This window comes from Parahoeflea olei, from assembly GCF_001703635.1.
Taxonomy (GTDB): domain Bacteria; phylum Pseudomonadota; class Alphaproteobacteria; order Rhizobiales; family Rhizobiaceae; genus Hoeflea; species Hoeflea olei.
The window spans coordinates 266,472-280,954 of record NZ_LQZT01000001.1 but is presented as its reverse complement, the minus strand read 5'-3'; the positions used below and the strand labels follow the sequence as shown (position 1 = coordinate 280,954).

The following is a 14,483-nucleotide window of genomic DNA, read 5'->3' as shown; positions in this document are numbered from 1 at the left end:
GCCTCAGGCCGGGAGAGATGGCAGGCAGCGCCGCGCGTCGAAGCTTGCCGCCAGCGGCGCGTAATCCTGCGGATTGAGCCGTACGAGGCCGGTGAGCAGCAACTGCTTGCGGATCGCCGCATCGAGTCCGGCGATGGCCGCCTCGACCGCATCGGCGATCGCGGGAGCGTCGGCGGCGTGACGCAGTGACGTGATCAGCGGCAGGGCAGGGGTTTCGGGCGAGACGGCGAACACGCGCAGTGTTTCGGCTGCCGGTTCGTGCCGCAGCGCCAGTTGCCAGGTGACGGCGTCGATTGCGGCCCAGTCGGCTTCGCCCGTGGCCACCGCCCGGATCGAGGCGCGGTGCGCGCCGGTTTCGAGCGGTTTTGGCTGCGAGGAATGTCCGCCAGCCAGCAACAGCCTCACCGGCGCCGCAAAGCCCGATTGCGAGTGACGCATGTTGAAGGCGAAGCGGCGCCCGGCAAGGTCGCCCGCGGAGACTGGTCCATCGGTGCGGCGCGCCACCAGCACGCTGTAATAGCGGCCCGGCCGCGCGCCGGTCGCCGCATGGGCGGGCGTCGCCACCAGCGCGACACGGCCGGCAAGCCGGGTCGCGAAGGGATAGCCGCAGGTCTGCGACAGCACGAGATCCGGATCGGTCCAGAGTGCTTCCATCTGGTCGCCGCGGTCGAGCACCGCGGGTGCCGCGATCCCGCGCAGAAGCAACTGGTCGCGGATCGCGGCCCACAGTGCATCGCTCGCCGGCCGGATCTCCGGCCAGTCATACATCGGCAGCGCGGCGAGGCCGGTCACCCGCTGTCGCCGCGGCGTTTGCGCTCGATCGGCCAGGCGACCGGCTCCTTGGGCCGGAAGCCGAAGCGGCGGAACACCTCCCAGTAGCTCTCGTAGCGATAGCCGCCATTCATGCGCAGGAAGCGTTCCCGGTTCTCGCGGAAGAAGCCGGGAATCCGGTACCAGGCGAGCGACGGATAGGCGTGGTGCACCGAGTGGAAATTGTTGTTGAGGAACAACAGGCTCAGCGGCCCGCGCGTTTCGATGATCACCGAGCGCTGGTTGGTCTTCTCCACCGCCTGGTGCTCGAGGAAGGAGCGCACCATCAACAGCCCCATGCCGAGATAGGCGGCGATGGCGTAGGCCGCCACCGAGAGGCTGCCATAGGCCCCGATCAGCATGAGGAGCAGCGCTACTGCCAGAAGGTGACGCAGCCATATGCCAAGGATGGCTCTGTCACCGGCGCGTATGCGTCCCAGTTCGTTGCGCAGGAACCCGATCGTGCCCAGCGCCGGGCCGAGCGTCATGCGCCCGACAAGCGTGTTGTTGGCGACCAGCACGCGCCGGAACCAGCTCGGCAGCGCCGCCCAGACGCTGCGGTCGAGATAATAGCTCTCCGGATCGTCGTAGGGATCGGTGATGTTTTCGTTGATGTGATGGGTCAGGTGGCAGGATTTGAAGCGCAGGTAGGGCACCAGCACTCCGATTGGCGGGGCGATCAGGAGATCGTTGATCAACTGGTTCCTGAACGGATGGCCATGCAGGAACTCGTGTTGAAGAGAGGAATGCAGCGTGATCGTGGGGATCAGCAAGAGGACACGGATCGTGTCCGGCAGGTCAGCCCACCCAAACGCCAGCAAAAACCACACAGCATAGCAAACGCCTGCCAGAAGCAGGGTTCGCCACTCCGCGTCATTCCGCATCGTGGATACACCTTCTGAATGTTCCTGTTATAGCCCGCGGACAGGCGTCCCGTCCCCCGCGTGGCTTCCAGACGAACGCCAGATCCTTATCCTGATTTGCGGCGCTTCACAAGATTGTCACACTTGAGATCAAGCGTGAGGATGATCAGGCGTGCGTGCCGCCATTGGCCTTGGCCGGCTTCGGCGCGACGGCCGGCGTATCCAGCGCCAGCGCCTCGGCGCCATGCTCGAACTGCAGCCGCGCCAGCCGGGCATAGAGCCCGCCGCGCGCCACCAGCGCCGCGTGGGTGCCTTCCTCGACGATCCGGCCCTTGTCCATCACCAGAATGCGGTCGGCGCGCAACACGGTGGCGAGCCGGTGGGCGATGACGATGGTCGTGCGGTTTTCCATCAGGCTTTCGAGCGCCTTCTGCACCAGCTTCTCGTTCTCGGCGTCGAGCGCGGAGGTCGCCTCGTCGAGCAGCAGGATCGGCGCGTCGCGCAGGATCGCCCGGGCGATCGCCACCCGCTGGCGCTGCCCGCCCGACAGCGTGATGCCGCGTTCGCCGACCAGGGTGTCGTAACCCTTGTCCATGGCCATGATGAACTCATGCGCCTGCGCCGCCTTCGCGGCCGCCTCGATCTGGTCCTGGCTGGCCTCGGGCCGGCCGAAGGCGATGTTGCTGCCGACGCTGCCGGCGAAGATGGTGACGTCCTGCGGCACCAGCGCGATGCGGGCGCGCACGGCGGAGGGGTCGGCATCGCGGATCTCGACATGGTCGATCTCCACGGAGCCCGAACTTGCGTCGTAGAACCTCAGGATCAGCGAAAACAGGGTGGACTTGCCGGCACCCGAGGCGCCGACCACGGCCACGGTCTCGCCGGGACGGACATGGAAGCTGGTGCCCGTCAGCGCCGAGGTGTCGGGCCGGGCGGGATAGGCAAAATGCACGTCCGTGAAGCGGATGTCGCCGATCGCCGGCATCGGCAGCGGCTTGGGCGATTTCGGCGCGCGGATCTCGGGCACTTCGTCGAGCAGTTCGCTCAGCCGTTCGGCGGCGCCTGCGGCCTGGGACAACTCGCCCCAGACTTCCGACAAGGCGCCGAGGCTGCCTGCGGCAAACACCGAATAGAGCAGGAACTGGCCGAGCGTTCCCGGCGAGAGCTCGCCCGAGAGCACCGATTGCGCGCCGTACCAGAGCACGGCGACGATCGAGCCGAAGGCCATGGCGATGGCAAAGCCGGTCAGCACCGAGCGGGCCAGGATCGACTTGCGTGCGGCATCGAAGGCGCTCTCCACCGCGGCGGAGAAGCGTGCCTGCGAGGCGGCTTCGGTGTTGAAGGCCTGCACGGTGCGGGTCGCGCCGATGGCTTCGCCGGCGAAAGTCATGGCTTCTGCCAGGCTGTCCTGGGCCTGGCGCGAGCGCTTGCGCACCTTGCGGCCGAAGCCCACCAGCGGAAACACGATGAGCGGGATCGCGCCGAGAACCAGGCCCGAGAGCTGGGGCGAGGTGATGAACATCATGCCGCCCGCGCCCACGCACAGGATGGTGTTGCGCAGCGCCAGCGACGCGGTGGCGCCGACGGTCGACTTGATCTGCGTGGTGTCGGCGGTCAGCCGCGAGACGATCTCGCCCGAGCGGTTGGCATCGTAGAAGGCGGCCGAGAGCCGGGTGACATGGTCGAACACGTCGCGGCGGATATCGGAGACCACGCGCTCGCCGAGCGTGATGACGAAATAGTAGCGGCAGGCCGAGGCGAAGGCGAGCAGGATCGCGATCGCCGCGAGCATGGCGAAATAGGAATTGATGAAGCCCGCATCCTGCGCGGAGAAGCCGTGATCGATCATCCGGCGGATCGCGGTCGGCAGCGTCAACGTCGTCACGGCCGCCATGAGCAGGAAGAAAAGCGCGCCGATCACCAGGTGCGGATAGCGTTTCACATAGGGGAAAAGCCGGGCGAGAGGGCGCACGGAACGGCGCGCCGTCTTGGGGGTATCGAATTGTTCAGCCACGTCGTCTCCCGATATGCATATGCAGCAATTGTGCGGACCTGCAAAAACGGACGCGGCCCTTGTTATCGATTACGCCTTCCTGTATAGGCTCGCCATCGAATTGGGAAGTCGCTGTCCTGACGGACACGGCTTCATATATGTGTTTGGCCAGAATGCCGCAAGCCAAGTTGCGCGCGGGCCTCCCAAAGGCAGGACAGAGAAGATGAAGGCAGACATCCACCCCGATTACCACATGATCAAGGTGGTCATGACCGACGGCACCGAATACATGACCCGCTCGACCTGGGGCGCCGAAGGTGAGACCATGAACCTTGAAATCGACCCGAAGTCGCACCCGGCCTGGACCGGCGGCAACCAGCAGATGCTGGACCGCGGCGGCCGTCTGTCGAAGTTCAAGAAGCGCTTCGAAGGCCTCAGCATGTAATCAGCCGGCCATTACCGGTTTCGATCAAGCCCGCCGGTCCGTTCCGGCGGGCTTTTTCGTGTGCCGATCGCTGAGTGCGATCGCCTTCATGCCGGCGGGGAGGGTGGCTCCCCGTCCCTTATCGGGACTCCTGTCCCATGCTGACGCAAAAAGGCCCGCGGCATGCGCGGGCCCTGTCGAAATCCGGGTCGTGCCGGTGCGCTCAGCGCGTGGCGAAGACCGTCTGCAAAAGCTGCTGCTGCGCCTGCACGGAGTTCTGGTTGTCCGGCTTCAGGGACGTGGCCTCGGCCGGGCGATAGATCTCGCGGTCGAGCAGGGCGATGCGGGTCTGGATGCGCAGCGAGCGCTCCACCAGGTCGCGGAACTCTTCGGGCAGTTCGCTCCAGCCCTGGGCATTCTTGTCGCAATTGAAGCTGTCGAGCCGGACCTTGCTCTTCTCGGCCAGCACCTGGTCGCGATTCATCTCGCCATTGTTGACCGCGCGCTGCAGGAGCAGCCAGGAGGCCATCTGCATCAACCGTGTGGTCAGGCGCATGGATTCGGCGGCATAGAGCACGCTTGCGAGCCGCGGCAGCGCCTTCGAGGCGGTGCGGCCGGGACCGTCGAGATAGTTGGCGGTTTCCTCGACCAGTCCCATGCCCTCGGCATACAGCGCCTTGAACTGGGCCGAGTTGGCCATGCGATCGGCGAGATTGACGTTGTTCAGACTGGTTTCGGACATGGCCGCTATTTCCTGGTTAAACGCTACTTCGCTCGGCGTCTGGTGCATGGCGTGACTGGTCGCCGCCAGCCCTTGTATCCTGAACGCTCGCATCGTTTCGGGCAAGGGTATTCTTAAGAAAGGGTTAACGTGTTCGGCGGCGCGGAAAGGGCGGGTTTCCGGGGTTTCGCCGCCGTGCCGGGACCGTCCGCAAAGCCGGTGTCCACCGGATTTGCATCGTCCGGGCCAGCCCGGCACCGGGAGGGAAAGACAAAAAAAGAGCCGCAGGAGCGGCTCTCAAGAGTTTAACAGGGAGGCGTCGGGCATCCCGATCCGAAATCGGAATGCCGCATCCAGGAAACCCGGATGCGTTAGTAAACACTTGTAAAGCTTACCCAAGGCTTAACACTGGCCAGCTATTGCGCATGTAATTGCGATTCATGATTTATTTTTGTTTGAAAAGGTCCTCTGCGGCGCTGCGGCTTGAGGTTTTCGAAGCCTTGTCGGCCTCCAGCCGCGCGATTTCCGCGCGCAGCAGCGTGATTCGCTCTTCCAGTTCGCCTGCCGACAGGAAGGTGAGATCGCAGCCGATCTCGTGGATTGTCTTGCGCTTCGGGCGGTCGTCGTCTGCGAACATGGCTTCACGCTCTCCTGCATCCACATCGCCGGCCGGACACATGTCCTTGCGGCATTGTCCCGATCCTAACCCGGGCCTAGATTGTAAGAAAGCACCAGCAGGAGAATGACATGATGCGAGCGATCGAAATCCGCAAACCCGGCGGGCCGGAAGTGCTCACGCTCACCGAACGAGACACACCGGTCCCGGGTGAGAGCGAATTGCTGGTGCGGGTGCTGGCGGCCGGCGTCAACCGTCCCGACTGCCTGCAGCGCCAGGGCGCCTATCCGCCGCCGCCAGGCGCGTCGGACATTCCGGGGCTCGAGATCGCCGGCGAAGTCGCCGAGGTCGGATCGGCGGTCAGGCGCTTCAAGCCGGGCGACCGCGTCTGCGCGCTGGTGCCCGGTGGCGGCTATGCGGAGTTCGCGACCGTCGACGAAACCAATGCGCTGCCCGCGCCCGGCGGGCTGACCATGACCGAGGCCGCGGCGATTCCCGAAACCTTCTTCACCGTCTGGCACAATGTGTTCCAGCGCGGCGGGCTCAAGGCCGGCGAGACGCTTCTGGTGCATGGCGGCTCCTCCGGCATCGGCACCACCGCGATCCAGCTTGCCAAGGCGTTCGGCGCGCGGGTGCTGGCCACCGCCGGGTCCGAGGCCAAATGCGCCGCGATTCGCGAGCTCGGCGCCGATATGGCGATCAATTACCGCGACACCGATTTCGTCGAAGCGGCCAAACAGGCGACCGATGGCAAGGGCGTTGAGCTGATCCTCGACATGGTCGGCGGCGACTATATCAGCCGCAACTACCAGGCGGCCGCGGTCGAGGGCCGGATCGTGCAGATCGCCTTCCTCAAGGGGCGCAAGGCGGAGGCCGATTTCGCGCTGTTGATGACCAAGCGGCTGACCCACACCGGCTCGACGCTCAGGGCGCGCGACGTGGCCTTCAAGGCGGCGATCGCCGATGAGCTGCGCCAGCATGTCTGGCCGCTGCTGAGCGAGCGCAAGGTGCTGCCGGTGATGGATTCGATCTATCCCATGGACCAGGCCGCCGCCGCGCACCAGCGCATGGAGGACGGCGACCATGTCGGCAAGATCGTGCTCGACATGGGCTGACGGCACCCGGCGCCCGCGCAAGGTTGCGCAGGGCAGCTTGTGCGCCGGATGGCGCCTCAGTCGTCCTGGGCTGCGGCGCGCGGGTCGAGATTGATCGATTCGGGCGTGGCCGCGCGCGCCGACGGCGTCGAGGTGAAGTTGTCGCGCTCGGTCGCGGGGATCGCCGCGCGCACCCGGGTGCGGAACAGCGCATAGACGGCGATGGCGAGGTGGGCGACCGCCGTCACCGCGAACAGAAGATAGGTGTTCACCGCCATGGCGATGCCGCCGATTGACGGGCCGATGATGGTGCCGATCCCGTAAAGCAGCAGCAGCCCGCCCGAAACGGTGACGAACTTGTCGCTCGGCGCGAAGTCGTTGGCATGCGCCACGGTGATCGAATAGAGCGTGTAGGACATCGCGCCGTAGAGCGAGATCAGCCCGAACAGCACGCCGATCCCGTCCGGCTCGATCAGGGCGATGGCGAGGCCGGAGAAGCCGGCGATGGCGGCGAGCCCGGCCAGCACATAGCGCCGGTCCATGCGGTCCGACATCCGTCCCGCCGGTATCTGCATCACCGCGCCCGAAAAGATGGTGATCGACATCATGGTGGCGATCGTCAGCGTGGTCAGCCCGACATCGGCGCCGAACACCGGTGCGAGCGTGCCGAAGGCGCCGTTGGCGATGCCGATCAGCAGGATCCCGACGAAGGAGACCGGCGAATTGCGGTAGATCATCCTGAGGTCGAGCTTGACCTCCTTGAGCGGCGCCGGGCTTGAGGCCGTGGAGACCGCCGTCGGCAGCAGCGCCAGGCAGTAGAGGATGCCGGCGATGATGAAGAAGGTCGACTGCGTGACATCGCCGAGCGCGAGGCTCATCTGGCCGGCGACGATCGCCACATAGGTGATGGTCATGTAGAGCGAGAAGATCAGCCCGCGGGTCTCGTTGGTGGCGCGCTCGTTGAGCCAGCTCTCGATGATCATGAAGGCCGCCGCGATCGAAAACCCGGTGACCACGCGCAACAGGATCCAGGAGACCGGATCGACCAGAAGCCCAGTCAGCAGGGCGATGATGGCGATCATCGCCGAAAAGGCCGAGAAGGCCCGGATATGGCCTATCCGCCGCACCAGCCGCTGCGAGAAGATGCAGCCGAGCACGAAGCCGGTGGCCCAGCCGGTGCCCAGAAGGCCGAGCGAGGTCGGCGAGAAGCCTTCCGCGGACCCGCGCATCGGCAACAGGAGCCCGTGCAGGCCGTTGCCGGCAAGCAGGAATGCGGTGCCCAAAAGCAAAGCGAGAACGGGAAGAAGATTGCGGCGCATTGGAATCCGGTGTGTATGACGTTTGAGTTGTCGGGCGGCCGGGAATCAATGACCGACACAAAGCCTAGCTGATCGCCCCCGATCATGACAGGTTTATGGCCCGATCCAAAAAGGCAATGCGCATGGCGGTCAAGATACTTCTGGTTTTGGTTCTGGTGGCGATGGGGCTCCACCTGATCAAGCCGTTCGGGCTTCCGGGTCTGAGAAAGCGCGCCGATGTCTGGAAGATCGCCCTTATCCTCGTCTTTGCGATGATGATGACGCTGGTGCTGCGTCCGGGCTAGCCTGCTCGTCGCCCATGGGCTCGTCCTTGCCGATCGCGCGCGTGACGTGCTCGGCCCAGTAGCGGTAGCCCTCCGCATTGGCATGAAATCCGTCGGTGGCAAAACCCTCGGGCCCGAGCACTGCGAGCGGTGCGAGCGCTTCGCCGTAGCGCTCGCGGCAGAGCTGCCGGCCGACGGCGTTGATGATGTCCCGGCGCAGGCCGAGGATGAAGGCAAGCCGCGGCGGCAGCGCCGGCACGTGCTCCATGGCGATCACCTGCGACCAGTAGACCTGCGCCTCCGGCCAGCGTGCGTGGACGGCATAGAGCAGGCCGCCGAAGCCCTTCTTGAACGCGGACCTCGTCACGAAGTTCTTGGCGTCGTTGGTGCCGACCGCGATCAGCACATGGGTGAAGTCGCGCTCCGCGACATGCGGCACCACGAAATCGCGCACCTGCGCCGCGGTCGCCGAATTGGCGCCGGCATTGCGCCAGGAGACGGTCTTGCCGGTCTGCTCATGCAGGCACGCCGCCAGTTGTGGTCCGAGCGTGTCCGCGATGCGGTCGGCGCCGACGCCGGCGGCCGAGGAATCCCCCAGCACCAGCAGGCGGATTGCGGCCTCGCCCGTGCCGACCACGCCTTTCGGCCGGCCGCGCGGGGGCGGCAAGCGCGGTGCCGCGCGGCGCACGCGCATGCCCTCGACAAGGGCGATGGGAAGCAGAAGCCAGCTCAGCGCGCCGGCAAGCAAACTGTTCATGACCCGTCTCTGCCTGTTTCGATCCCGGGGGTGTCGTCAGAGTAAAAGAAAACCCGCCGTGAGGCCACGGCGGGTGCGAGGTTTCCGGTACGGTTGCCGGGCTTACGCCTTGCGCGAGGCCTCGAAGATGCTGTCGATGGTGGCGGCCAGCGCGGCATCGAAATCGGCATCGCTCTGGCCGTGCGACAGGCCTTCGGTGAGCGCGCGCGAGAACGAGGCGATGACGCCGTCGTTCTTGGCGAGCATCGCGTTGGCGTCGTCGCGGGAATAGCCGCCCGAAAGCGCCACCACGCGCATCACCTTGGGGCTGTCCACCAGCGGCTTGTAGAGATTGGTGACCGTCGGCAGCGACAGCTTGAGCATCACCCGCTCGCCGGCGGGCAGCGCATCGAGATGGCGCTTGAGTGCTTCGAGGAGCATCGCTTCGGCTTCGGCCTTGTCGGCGATCTTGATGTTGACCTCGGGCTCGATGATCGGCATCAGCCCGGCATCGAGGATCTGCTTGCCGACCTCGAACTGCTGGGCCACCACTGCTTCGATGCCGTCCTTGTTGGCGGCGTTGATGACCGAGCGCATCTTGGTGCCGAAGATGTTCTTGGCGACAGCGCGCTTGAGCAGCGCGTCGAGCCCGGCGATCGGCTTCATCAACTGCACGCCGTCCTTTTCGTCCATCAGCCCCTGGTCGACCTTGAGGAAGGGCACGATGCCGCGCTTCTGCCACAGGTAGTCGGCGGTCGGCAGGCCGTCGATCTCGCCATCCATGGTGCGTTCGAACAGGATCGCGCCGATCACCTTGTCGCCGCTGAAGGCGGGGGACTTGATGATGCGCGCGCGCATCTCGTGGATCAGCGCGAACATTTCCTCTTCGCTGCCATAGGCGCTTTCGTCGACGCCGTAGAGTTTGAGGGCCTTGGGCGTCGAGCCGCCGGACTGGTCGAGCGCGGCGATGAAGCCGTCTTTCTCCGTCATCTGCTGCGCCATGGTGGAATTGGTCATGCTCTATCCCCTGTTCAACTCGGACTCTGCGTAGTGCTGTACCAGAACCCCCGGCCGGGAGAAACCGGTGCCGGATCGCCTGAACCGATTGAAAATCTTTCAATCGGTTGAAAGTACAAGCTATTTTTGCGACCGGGCGCAGTCGCGCCCGGTCGTTCTGGATCAGGACTTGAGAACGTCGACGCCGGGCAGGGGCTTGCCTTCCATCCATTCCAGGAAGGCGCCGCCGGCGGTCGAGACATAGGTGAAATCGTCGGCGACGCCCGCATGGTTGAGCGCCGAGACGGTATCGCCGCCGCCGGCCACGGAGACCAGAAGTCCCTCCCGCGTACGGCGGGCCGCGTGTTCGGCGGCCGAGACGGTGGCGGCATCGAAGGGCGGGATCTCGAAGGCGCCGAGCGGGCCGTTCCAGACCAGCGTGTCGGCCTTGGTGATCCAGGCATTGACGGAGGCCACCGATTTCGGCCCGACATCGAGCATCATCGCATCGGCCGGAATGGCGCCGACATCGACGGTCTCATTGTCCGCACCGGCCTTGAATTCGCGCGCCACCACGCCGTCCACCGGCAGCACCAGCGCGCAGCCCGCGGCGGTGGCTTCGGCCTCGATCTCGTTGACGGTGGCGGCGAGTTCGTGCTCGCACAGCGACTTGCCGACATTGACGCCGCGGGCGGCGAGGAAGGTGTTGGCCATGCCGCCGCCGATCACCAGCGCGTCGACCTTCTTGACCAGGTTCTTGAGCAGGTCGATCTTGGTGGAGACTTTCGCGCCGCCGACGATGGCGACCACCGGGCGGGCCGGCTTGCCCAGCCCCTTTTCGAGCGCCACCAGTTCGGCCTGCATGGTGCGGCCGGCATAGGCGGGCATCAGATGCGCGAGGCCCTCGGTCGAGGCGTGGGCGCGGTGGGCAGCCGAGAAGGCGTCGTTGACATAGATGTCGCCATTGGCGGCGAGCTTGCGGGTGAAGTCCGGATCGTTCTTTTCCTCGCCTGCATGGAACCGGGTGTTTTCCAGAAGCAGCACGTCGCCGTCGCTCATGGCGTCGACCGCGGATTTGGCCGCTTCGCCGATGCAGTCGGCGGCGAAATTGACCCGGTGATCGAGCACGCTTTCGACCACGCCGGCAATCGGGCCGAGCGACATGGTGGCCACCGGCTCGCCCTTGGGCCGGCCGAAATGGGCGAGCAGGATCACCTTGGCACCCTTGCCCGACAGCTCGAGGATGGTGGGCGCGACGCGCTCGATGCGCGTCGTGTCGGTGACCTTGCCGTCTTTCACGGGGACATTGAGATCGACGCGCAGCAGCACGCGTTTGCCGGAAATGTCGCTGAGGTCATCGAGGGTCTTGAAAGCGGGCATGGCATGGGTCCGTTCATCGTGTTCGCGTGGTTTTGGCGGGAGATTACACCGCTCGGACACTGACGCAAGGCGGCGCGGCGAGATTCCCGCGCCGGATCAGTTTGCTTGCCCGCGACCTTTTCGCGCGCGTTCGCGCAGCCTGTGCATGATGTCGCGCAGGTTGAGGAACAGCGGCAGGCGCGTCGCCCGTTCGACCGGTTCGAGCGAAATCCCCACCGAGCTGATCTGGCCGCGCTCGTCGATCGCGCGCACGATCAGCACGATGCGGCCGATCTTGACCCGGTCGGCGTAGTCGATGGTCTCGCCGAGTCGCCGTTTCATCAGCTCGGCCACGGTCATCGCCCGTTCCGCCGGGCTGAGCAGGCCGGGTCCGTAGGCCTGTTCGAGTTCCTCGCCGGTGCCGGCGGGATCGATCTTGAAGGTGCCGAAGAATTCCGAATCGTCGTCGCTCACCTCCACCGGGGAGGCGAACAGGCGGTCGAGCAGGCGCGAGAAGCCGGGCGCGATGAACAGGTAGACGTGGTCGTTTTCCTGCAGCCGGCCGGCATACTGGTAGCGCATCGACTTGCCGTCGCGGATGACGAGCGAGGGCCGCGCCCAGCGTGGGATCCGTTCGCCGCGCAGCACCGGGCTGTTGGCCACCACGCGGTAGGCGAGCAGTTCGTGGTTGGCGGTGCCGGGCAGGTCGAGTTCGAGCTTGTCGATGGCGCCGATCTGCGGCGGCACGATCAGGCCGAGACGTCGGGCCATCGGCTTGACCGTCCATCCCTGGATGGCGAGCGAGACCATCACCACGATGAAGGTCGTGTTGAAATAGAGCTGCCCGTTTTCGAGGCTCCCGAGGATCGGCAGGATGGCAAGCAGGATCGAGACCGCCCCGCGCAGGCCGACCCAGGCCACGAACCCGGTTTCGCGCTGGGTGTATTCGAACGGCAGCAGGCAGAGCCAGACCGCGAGCGGGCGGGCGATGAAGACCAGGAAGATCGCCAGGGCCACGGCCGGCAGCGCGATCTGCGGAAACTGCGAGGGCGTGGCGAGCAGGCCGAGCACGAGGAACATGACGATCTGGGCGAGCCAGGTCATGCCCTCCTGGAAGCGCAGGATCGATGACCGCGGCTTGATCTTCTTGTTGCCGGTGTAGATCCCGGCCACGTAGACGGCGAGAAAGCCGCTGCCGCCGAGCACCGAGGTGTAGGCGAAGACCAGAAGCGCCAGCGCCAGCACGAAGATCGGCGCCAGCCCGCGCTCCACCGGCACCCGGCGCATGATCTCCACGATGACGATGCCGCCGGCGAGACCGAACATCAGGCCGAGCCCGATCTGCTTGACGAACAGGATCAGCAGGTCCGCGCCCGCGCTCTCCATTCCCGCGCCGCTGGCCACCACGGTGACGAGCGCGGTGGTGAGGAAGATCGCCATCGGGTCGTTGGTGCCCGATTCGACTTCCAGCGTGGCACGCACCTTGTCGCGGATGTTGATGCCGCCGGCGCGCAGCAGGAAGAACACGGCGGCCGCGTCGGTGGAGGCGACGATCGAGCCGAGCAGCAGCCCTTCAAGCCAGGAAAAGTCGAGCAGGAACCGGGCCGCGACGCCGAACAGCGCCGCAGTCAGCGCCACGCCCAGGGTGGCGAGCGTCAGCGCCGGCACGGCCGCCTGGCGGAACGAATGCAGCGACGTGCCGTAGCCCGAATCGAACAGGATGATCGCAAGCGCGATCGATCCGAGCATGAAGGCCGCGGAATTGTTGGAAAAATCGATGCCGAGCCCGTCGACGCCGGCGAGCAGGCCGATCACCAGGAACAGCAGCAGCAACGGCGCGCCGAAGCGCTCGGCGAGAAGGCTGGAGAATGCCGCGATGAGAATGAGTGACATCGATGCCAATGTCACGATGTAGAATGCATCCAATCGCCGATCCTCGTCGTAATGCCGTGTCTGATGGGTCCGCGGGCCCGCCCGTAGAGTATGGAAGATACCGGCAGGCCGGGCAATGCCGTGCCGCCTGTCAATTTGAAATGGGGAGCCGGGAGCGGCCCCGCAAGCTCTATAGTTTTGAAATTGCGGCATCTTTACGGTCCGACATGAGATCGACCGGCCGCGGTGTCGCCAGAGCCCCGGCGAAACAGAAAAGCCGCCACCGCGTGAAACGGTGGCGGCGTGTTTGTCATGGCGTTTCCGGGACTTGTGAGGCCCGGATCCGCGAGGCGCGCGAGGCGCCTGCGCGGGCAGCCGAGGTCAGATCAGCTTGGCCATCGCCACGGCGGTGTCGCCCATGCGGTTGGAGAAGCCCCATTCGTTGTCGTACCAGGTCAGGATCGAGCACAGCGTGCCGTCCATCACCTTGGTCTGGTCCATGTGGAACACCGAGGAATGCGGGTTGTGGTTGAAGTCGATGGAGACGTTCGGCTCGTCGGTGAAGCCGAGGATGCCCTTGAGCGGGCCGTTGGCGGCTTCGCGGATCGCGCCGTTGATCTCGTCCACGGAGGTTGCGCGGCTGGCGATGAACTTGAGATCCACCACCGAGACATTCGGGGTCGGCACGCGGATCGCCATGCCGTCGAGCTTGCCGTTCAACTCCGGCAGCACCAGGCCCACGGCCTTGGCCGCACCGGTCGAGGTCGGGATCATCGACATCGCCGCCGCGCGGGCGCGGTAGAGGTCCTTGTGCATGGTGTCGAGCGTCGGCTGGTCGCCGGTGTAGGAATGGATGGTCGTCATCATTCCCTTCTCGATGCCGATGGCCTTGTTGAGGATATAGGCAACCGGCGCCAGGCAGTTGGTGGTGCAGGACGCGTTGGAGACGACCAGGTCGTCCTTGGTCAGGGCGTCGTGGTTGACGCCGTAGACGATGGTCTTGTCGGCACCCGAGGCCGGGGCGGAGACCAGCACGCGCTTGGCGCCGGCTTCAAGATGCATCGCCGCCTTGTCGCGGGCGGTGAAGATGCCGGTGCATTCCATGACGATGTCGATGCCGAGATCGCCCCAGGGCAGGTTCTTCGGATCGCGCTCGGCGAAGACCTTGAAGCTGTCGCCGCCCTCGATCTTGATCGTGTCGCCATCGACCTCGACGGTCTTGGGGAACTTGCCGTGCACCGAGTCCCAGCGCATCAGGTGGGCATTGGTCTCGACCGGGCCGAGGTCGTTGATGGCGACGACGTCGATGTCCTGTCGGCCCGACTCGTAAATCGCGCGCACCACGTTGCGGCCGATCCGGCCAAATCCGTTAATTGCAATCCTGGTCTTCATGCTGGTTCTCCGTCGTCGGTCTGGG

At 65.6% G+C, this 14,483-nt stretch carries 14 protein-coding genes; 3 read left to right on the top strand and 11 right to left on the bottom strand.

The window, feature by feature from the left end:
* Positions 1-3: 3 nt before the first annotated feature.
* The 3 genes from AWJ14_RS01340 to AWJ14_RS01330 form a co-directional block, all read right to left on the bottom strand.
* Positions 4-792, bottom strand: coding sequence for a phosphate/phosphite/phosphonate ABC transporter substrate-binding protein (locus AWJ14_RS01340; RefSeq protein WP_083219943.1), 789 nt, complete (start codon positions 790-792; stop codon positions 4-6).
* Positions 789-1,583 (bottom strand): fatty acid desaturase, encoded by a 795-nt coding sequence (locus AWJ14_RS01335; RefSeq protein ID WP_210183479.1) that lies wholly within the window; start codon positions 1,581-1,583, stop codon positions 789-791. Before AWJ14_RS01335 ends, AWJ14_RS01340 begins: the two co-directional genes overlap by 4 nt.
* A 256-nt stretch (positions 1,584-1,839) precedes the next feature.
* The gene (locus AWJ14_RS01330; protein WP_066173858.1) at positions 1,840-3,687 is read right to left on the bottom strand and encodes an ABC transporter transmembrane domain-containing protein; all 1,848 of its coding nucleotides are present in this window, start codon (positions 3,685-3,687) and stop codon (positions 1,840-1,842) included.
* Between the two features lie 202 nt (positions 3,688-3,889).
* On the opposite strand from AWJ14_RS01330, the gene rpmE reads away from it, so the two are divergent.
* On the top strand, positions 3,890-4,111 hold the full coding sequence (gene rpmE / locus AWJ14_RS01325) for a 50S ribosomal protein L31 (RefSeq protein WP_066173855.1): 222 nt from the start codon (positions 3,890-3,892) through the stop codon (positions 4,109-4,111).
* A gap of 202 nt (positions 4,112-4,313) precedes the next feature.
* Here rpmE and rcdA read toward each other — a convergent pair whose 3' ends face one another.
* Positions 4,314-4,832, bottom strand: a complete 519-nt coding sequence (gene rcdA, locus AWJ14_RS01320; RefSeq protein WP_066173853.1) for a protease adaptor protein RcdA — start codon at positions 4,830-4,832, stop codon at positions 4,314-4,316.
* Between the two features lie 424 nt (positions 4,833-5,256).
* A complete protein-coding gene (locus AWJ14_RS01315; protein ID WP_425349600.1) occupies positions 5,257-5,490 on the bottom strand; it encodes a DUF1192 domain-containing protein in 234 nt (77 codons plus the stop codon).
* A gap of 71 nt (positions 5,491-5,561) precedes the next feature.
* Between AWJ14_RS01315 and AWJ14_RS01310 the strand changes: the two genes are divergently transcribed.
* Positions 5,562-6,542, top strand: coding sequence for an NAD(P)H-quinone oxidoreductase (locus tag AWJ14_RS01310; RefSeq protein WP_066174768.1), 981 nt, complete (start codon positions 5,562-5,564; stop codon positions 6,540-6,542).
* A 56-nt stretch (positions 6,543-6,598) separates the two neighbouring features.
* On the opposite strand, the gene AWJ14_RS01305 is transcribed toward AWJ14_RS01310, so the two are convergent.
* Positions 6,599-7,840 (bottom strand): MFS transporter, encoded by a 1,242-nt coding sequence (locus AWJ14_RS01305; protein WP_066173845.1) that lies wholly within the window; start codon positions 7,838-7,840, stop codon positions 6,599-6,601.
* A gap of 122 nt (positions 7,841-7,962) precedes the next feature.
* On the opposite strand from AWJ14_RS01305, the gene AWJ14_RS22325 reads away from it, so the two are divergent.
* On the top strand, positions 7,963-8,124 hold the full coding sequence (locus AWJ14_RS22325) for a hypothetical protein (protein ID WP_245304086.1): 162 nt from the start codon (positions 7,963-7,965) through the stop codon (positions 8,122-8,124).
* Here AWJ14_RS22325 and AWJ14_RS01295 read toward each other — a convergent pair.
* From AWJ14_RS01295 to gap, 5 genes are all read right to left on the bottom strand, one after another.
* A complete protein-coding gene (locus AWJ14_RS01295) occupies positions 8,075-8,860 on the bottom strand; it encodes an SGNH/GDSL hydrolase family protein (protein WP_066173839.1) in 786 nt (261 codons plus the stop codon). The genes AWJ14_RS22325 and AWJ14_RS01295 overlap by 50 nt on opposite strands.
* A 102-nt stretch (positions 8,861-8,962) precedes the next feature.
* Positions 8,963-9,856 carry a fructose bisphosphate aldolase gene (locus AWJ14_RS01290; RefSeq protein ID WP_066173835.1) on the bottom strand — a complete coding sequence of 298 codons (894 nt, stop codon included), beginning with the start codon at positions 9,854-9,856 and terminating at the stop codon, positions 8,963-8,965.
* 162 nt (positions 9,857-10,018) lie between these two features.
* Complete coding sequence (locus tag AWJ14_RS01285; protein ID WP_066173833.1) at positions 10,019-11,215, bottom strand: phosphoglycerate kinase; 1,197 nt, start codon at positions 11,213-11,215, stop codon at positions 10,019-10,021.
* Positions 11,216-11,311: 96 nt separating this feature from the next.
* Complete coding sequence (locus AWJ14_RS01280; protein WP_066173830.1) at positions 11,312-13,120, bottom strand: potassium/proton antiporter; 1,809 nt, start codon at positions 13,118-13,120, stop codon at positions 11,312-11,314.
* A 327-nt stretch (positions 13,121-13,447) separates the two neighbouring features.
* Positions 13,448-14,458 (bottom strand): type I glyceraldehyde-3-phosphate dehydrogenase, encoded by a 1,011-nt coding sequence (gene gap / locus AWJ14_RS01275; RefSeq protein WP_066173827.1) that lies wholly within the window; start codon positions 14,456-14,458, stop codon positions 13,448-13,450.
* Between the last annotated feature and the right edge of the window lie 25 nt (positions 14,459-14,483).

What these genes read in the sequence shown, in the direction of transcription:
- rpmE (WP_066173855.1), top strand. Translation starts at nt 3,890, where the DNA reads ATGAAGGCAGACATCCACCCCGATTACCACATGATCAAGGTGGTCATG.
- rcdA (WP_066173853.1), bottom strand. Translation starts at nt 4,832, where the DNA reads ATGTCCGAAACCAGTCTGAACAACGTCAATCTCGCCGATCGCATGGCC.
- AWJ14_RS01315 (WP_425349600.1), bottom strand. Translation starts at nt 5,490, where the DNA reads ATGTGTCCGGCCGGCGATGTGGATGCAGGAGAGCGTGAAGCCATGTTC.
- AWJ14_RS01310 (WP_066174768.1), top strand. Translation starts at nt 5,562, where the DNA reads ATGCGAGCGATCGAAATCCGCAAACCCGGCGGGCCGGAAGTGCTCACG.
- AWJ14_RS01305 (WP_066173845.1), bottom strand. Translation starts at nt 7,840, where the DNA reads ATGCGCCGCAATCTTCTTCCCGTTCTCGCTTTGCTTTTGGGCACCGCA.
- AWJ14_RS22325 (WP_245304086.1), top strand. Translation starts at nt 7,963, where the DNA reads ATGGCGGTCAAGATACTTCTGGTTTTGGTTCTGGTGGCGATGGGGCTC.
- AWJ14_RS01295 (WP_066173839.1), bottom strand. Translation starts at nt 8,860, where the DNA reads ATGAACAGTTTGCTTGCCGGCGCGCTGAGCTGGCTTCTGCTTCCCATC.
- AWJ14_RS01290 (WP_066173835.1), bottom strand. Translation starts at nt 9,856, where the DNA reads ATGACCAATTCCACCATGGCGCAGCAGATGACGGAGAAAGACGGCTTC.
- AWJ14_RS01285 (WP_066173833.1), bottom strand. Translation starts at nt 11,215, where the DNA reads ATGCCCGCTTTCAAGACCCTCGATGACCTCAGCGACATTTCCGGCAAA.
- gap (WP_066173827.1), bottom strand. Translation starts at nt 14,458, where the DNA reads ATGAAGACCAGGATTGCAATTAACGGATTTGGCCGGATCGGCCGCAAC.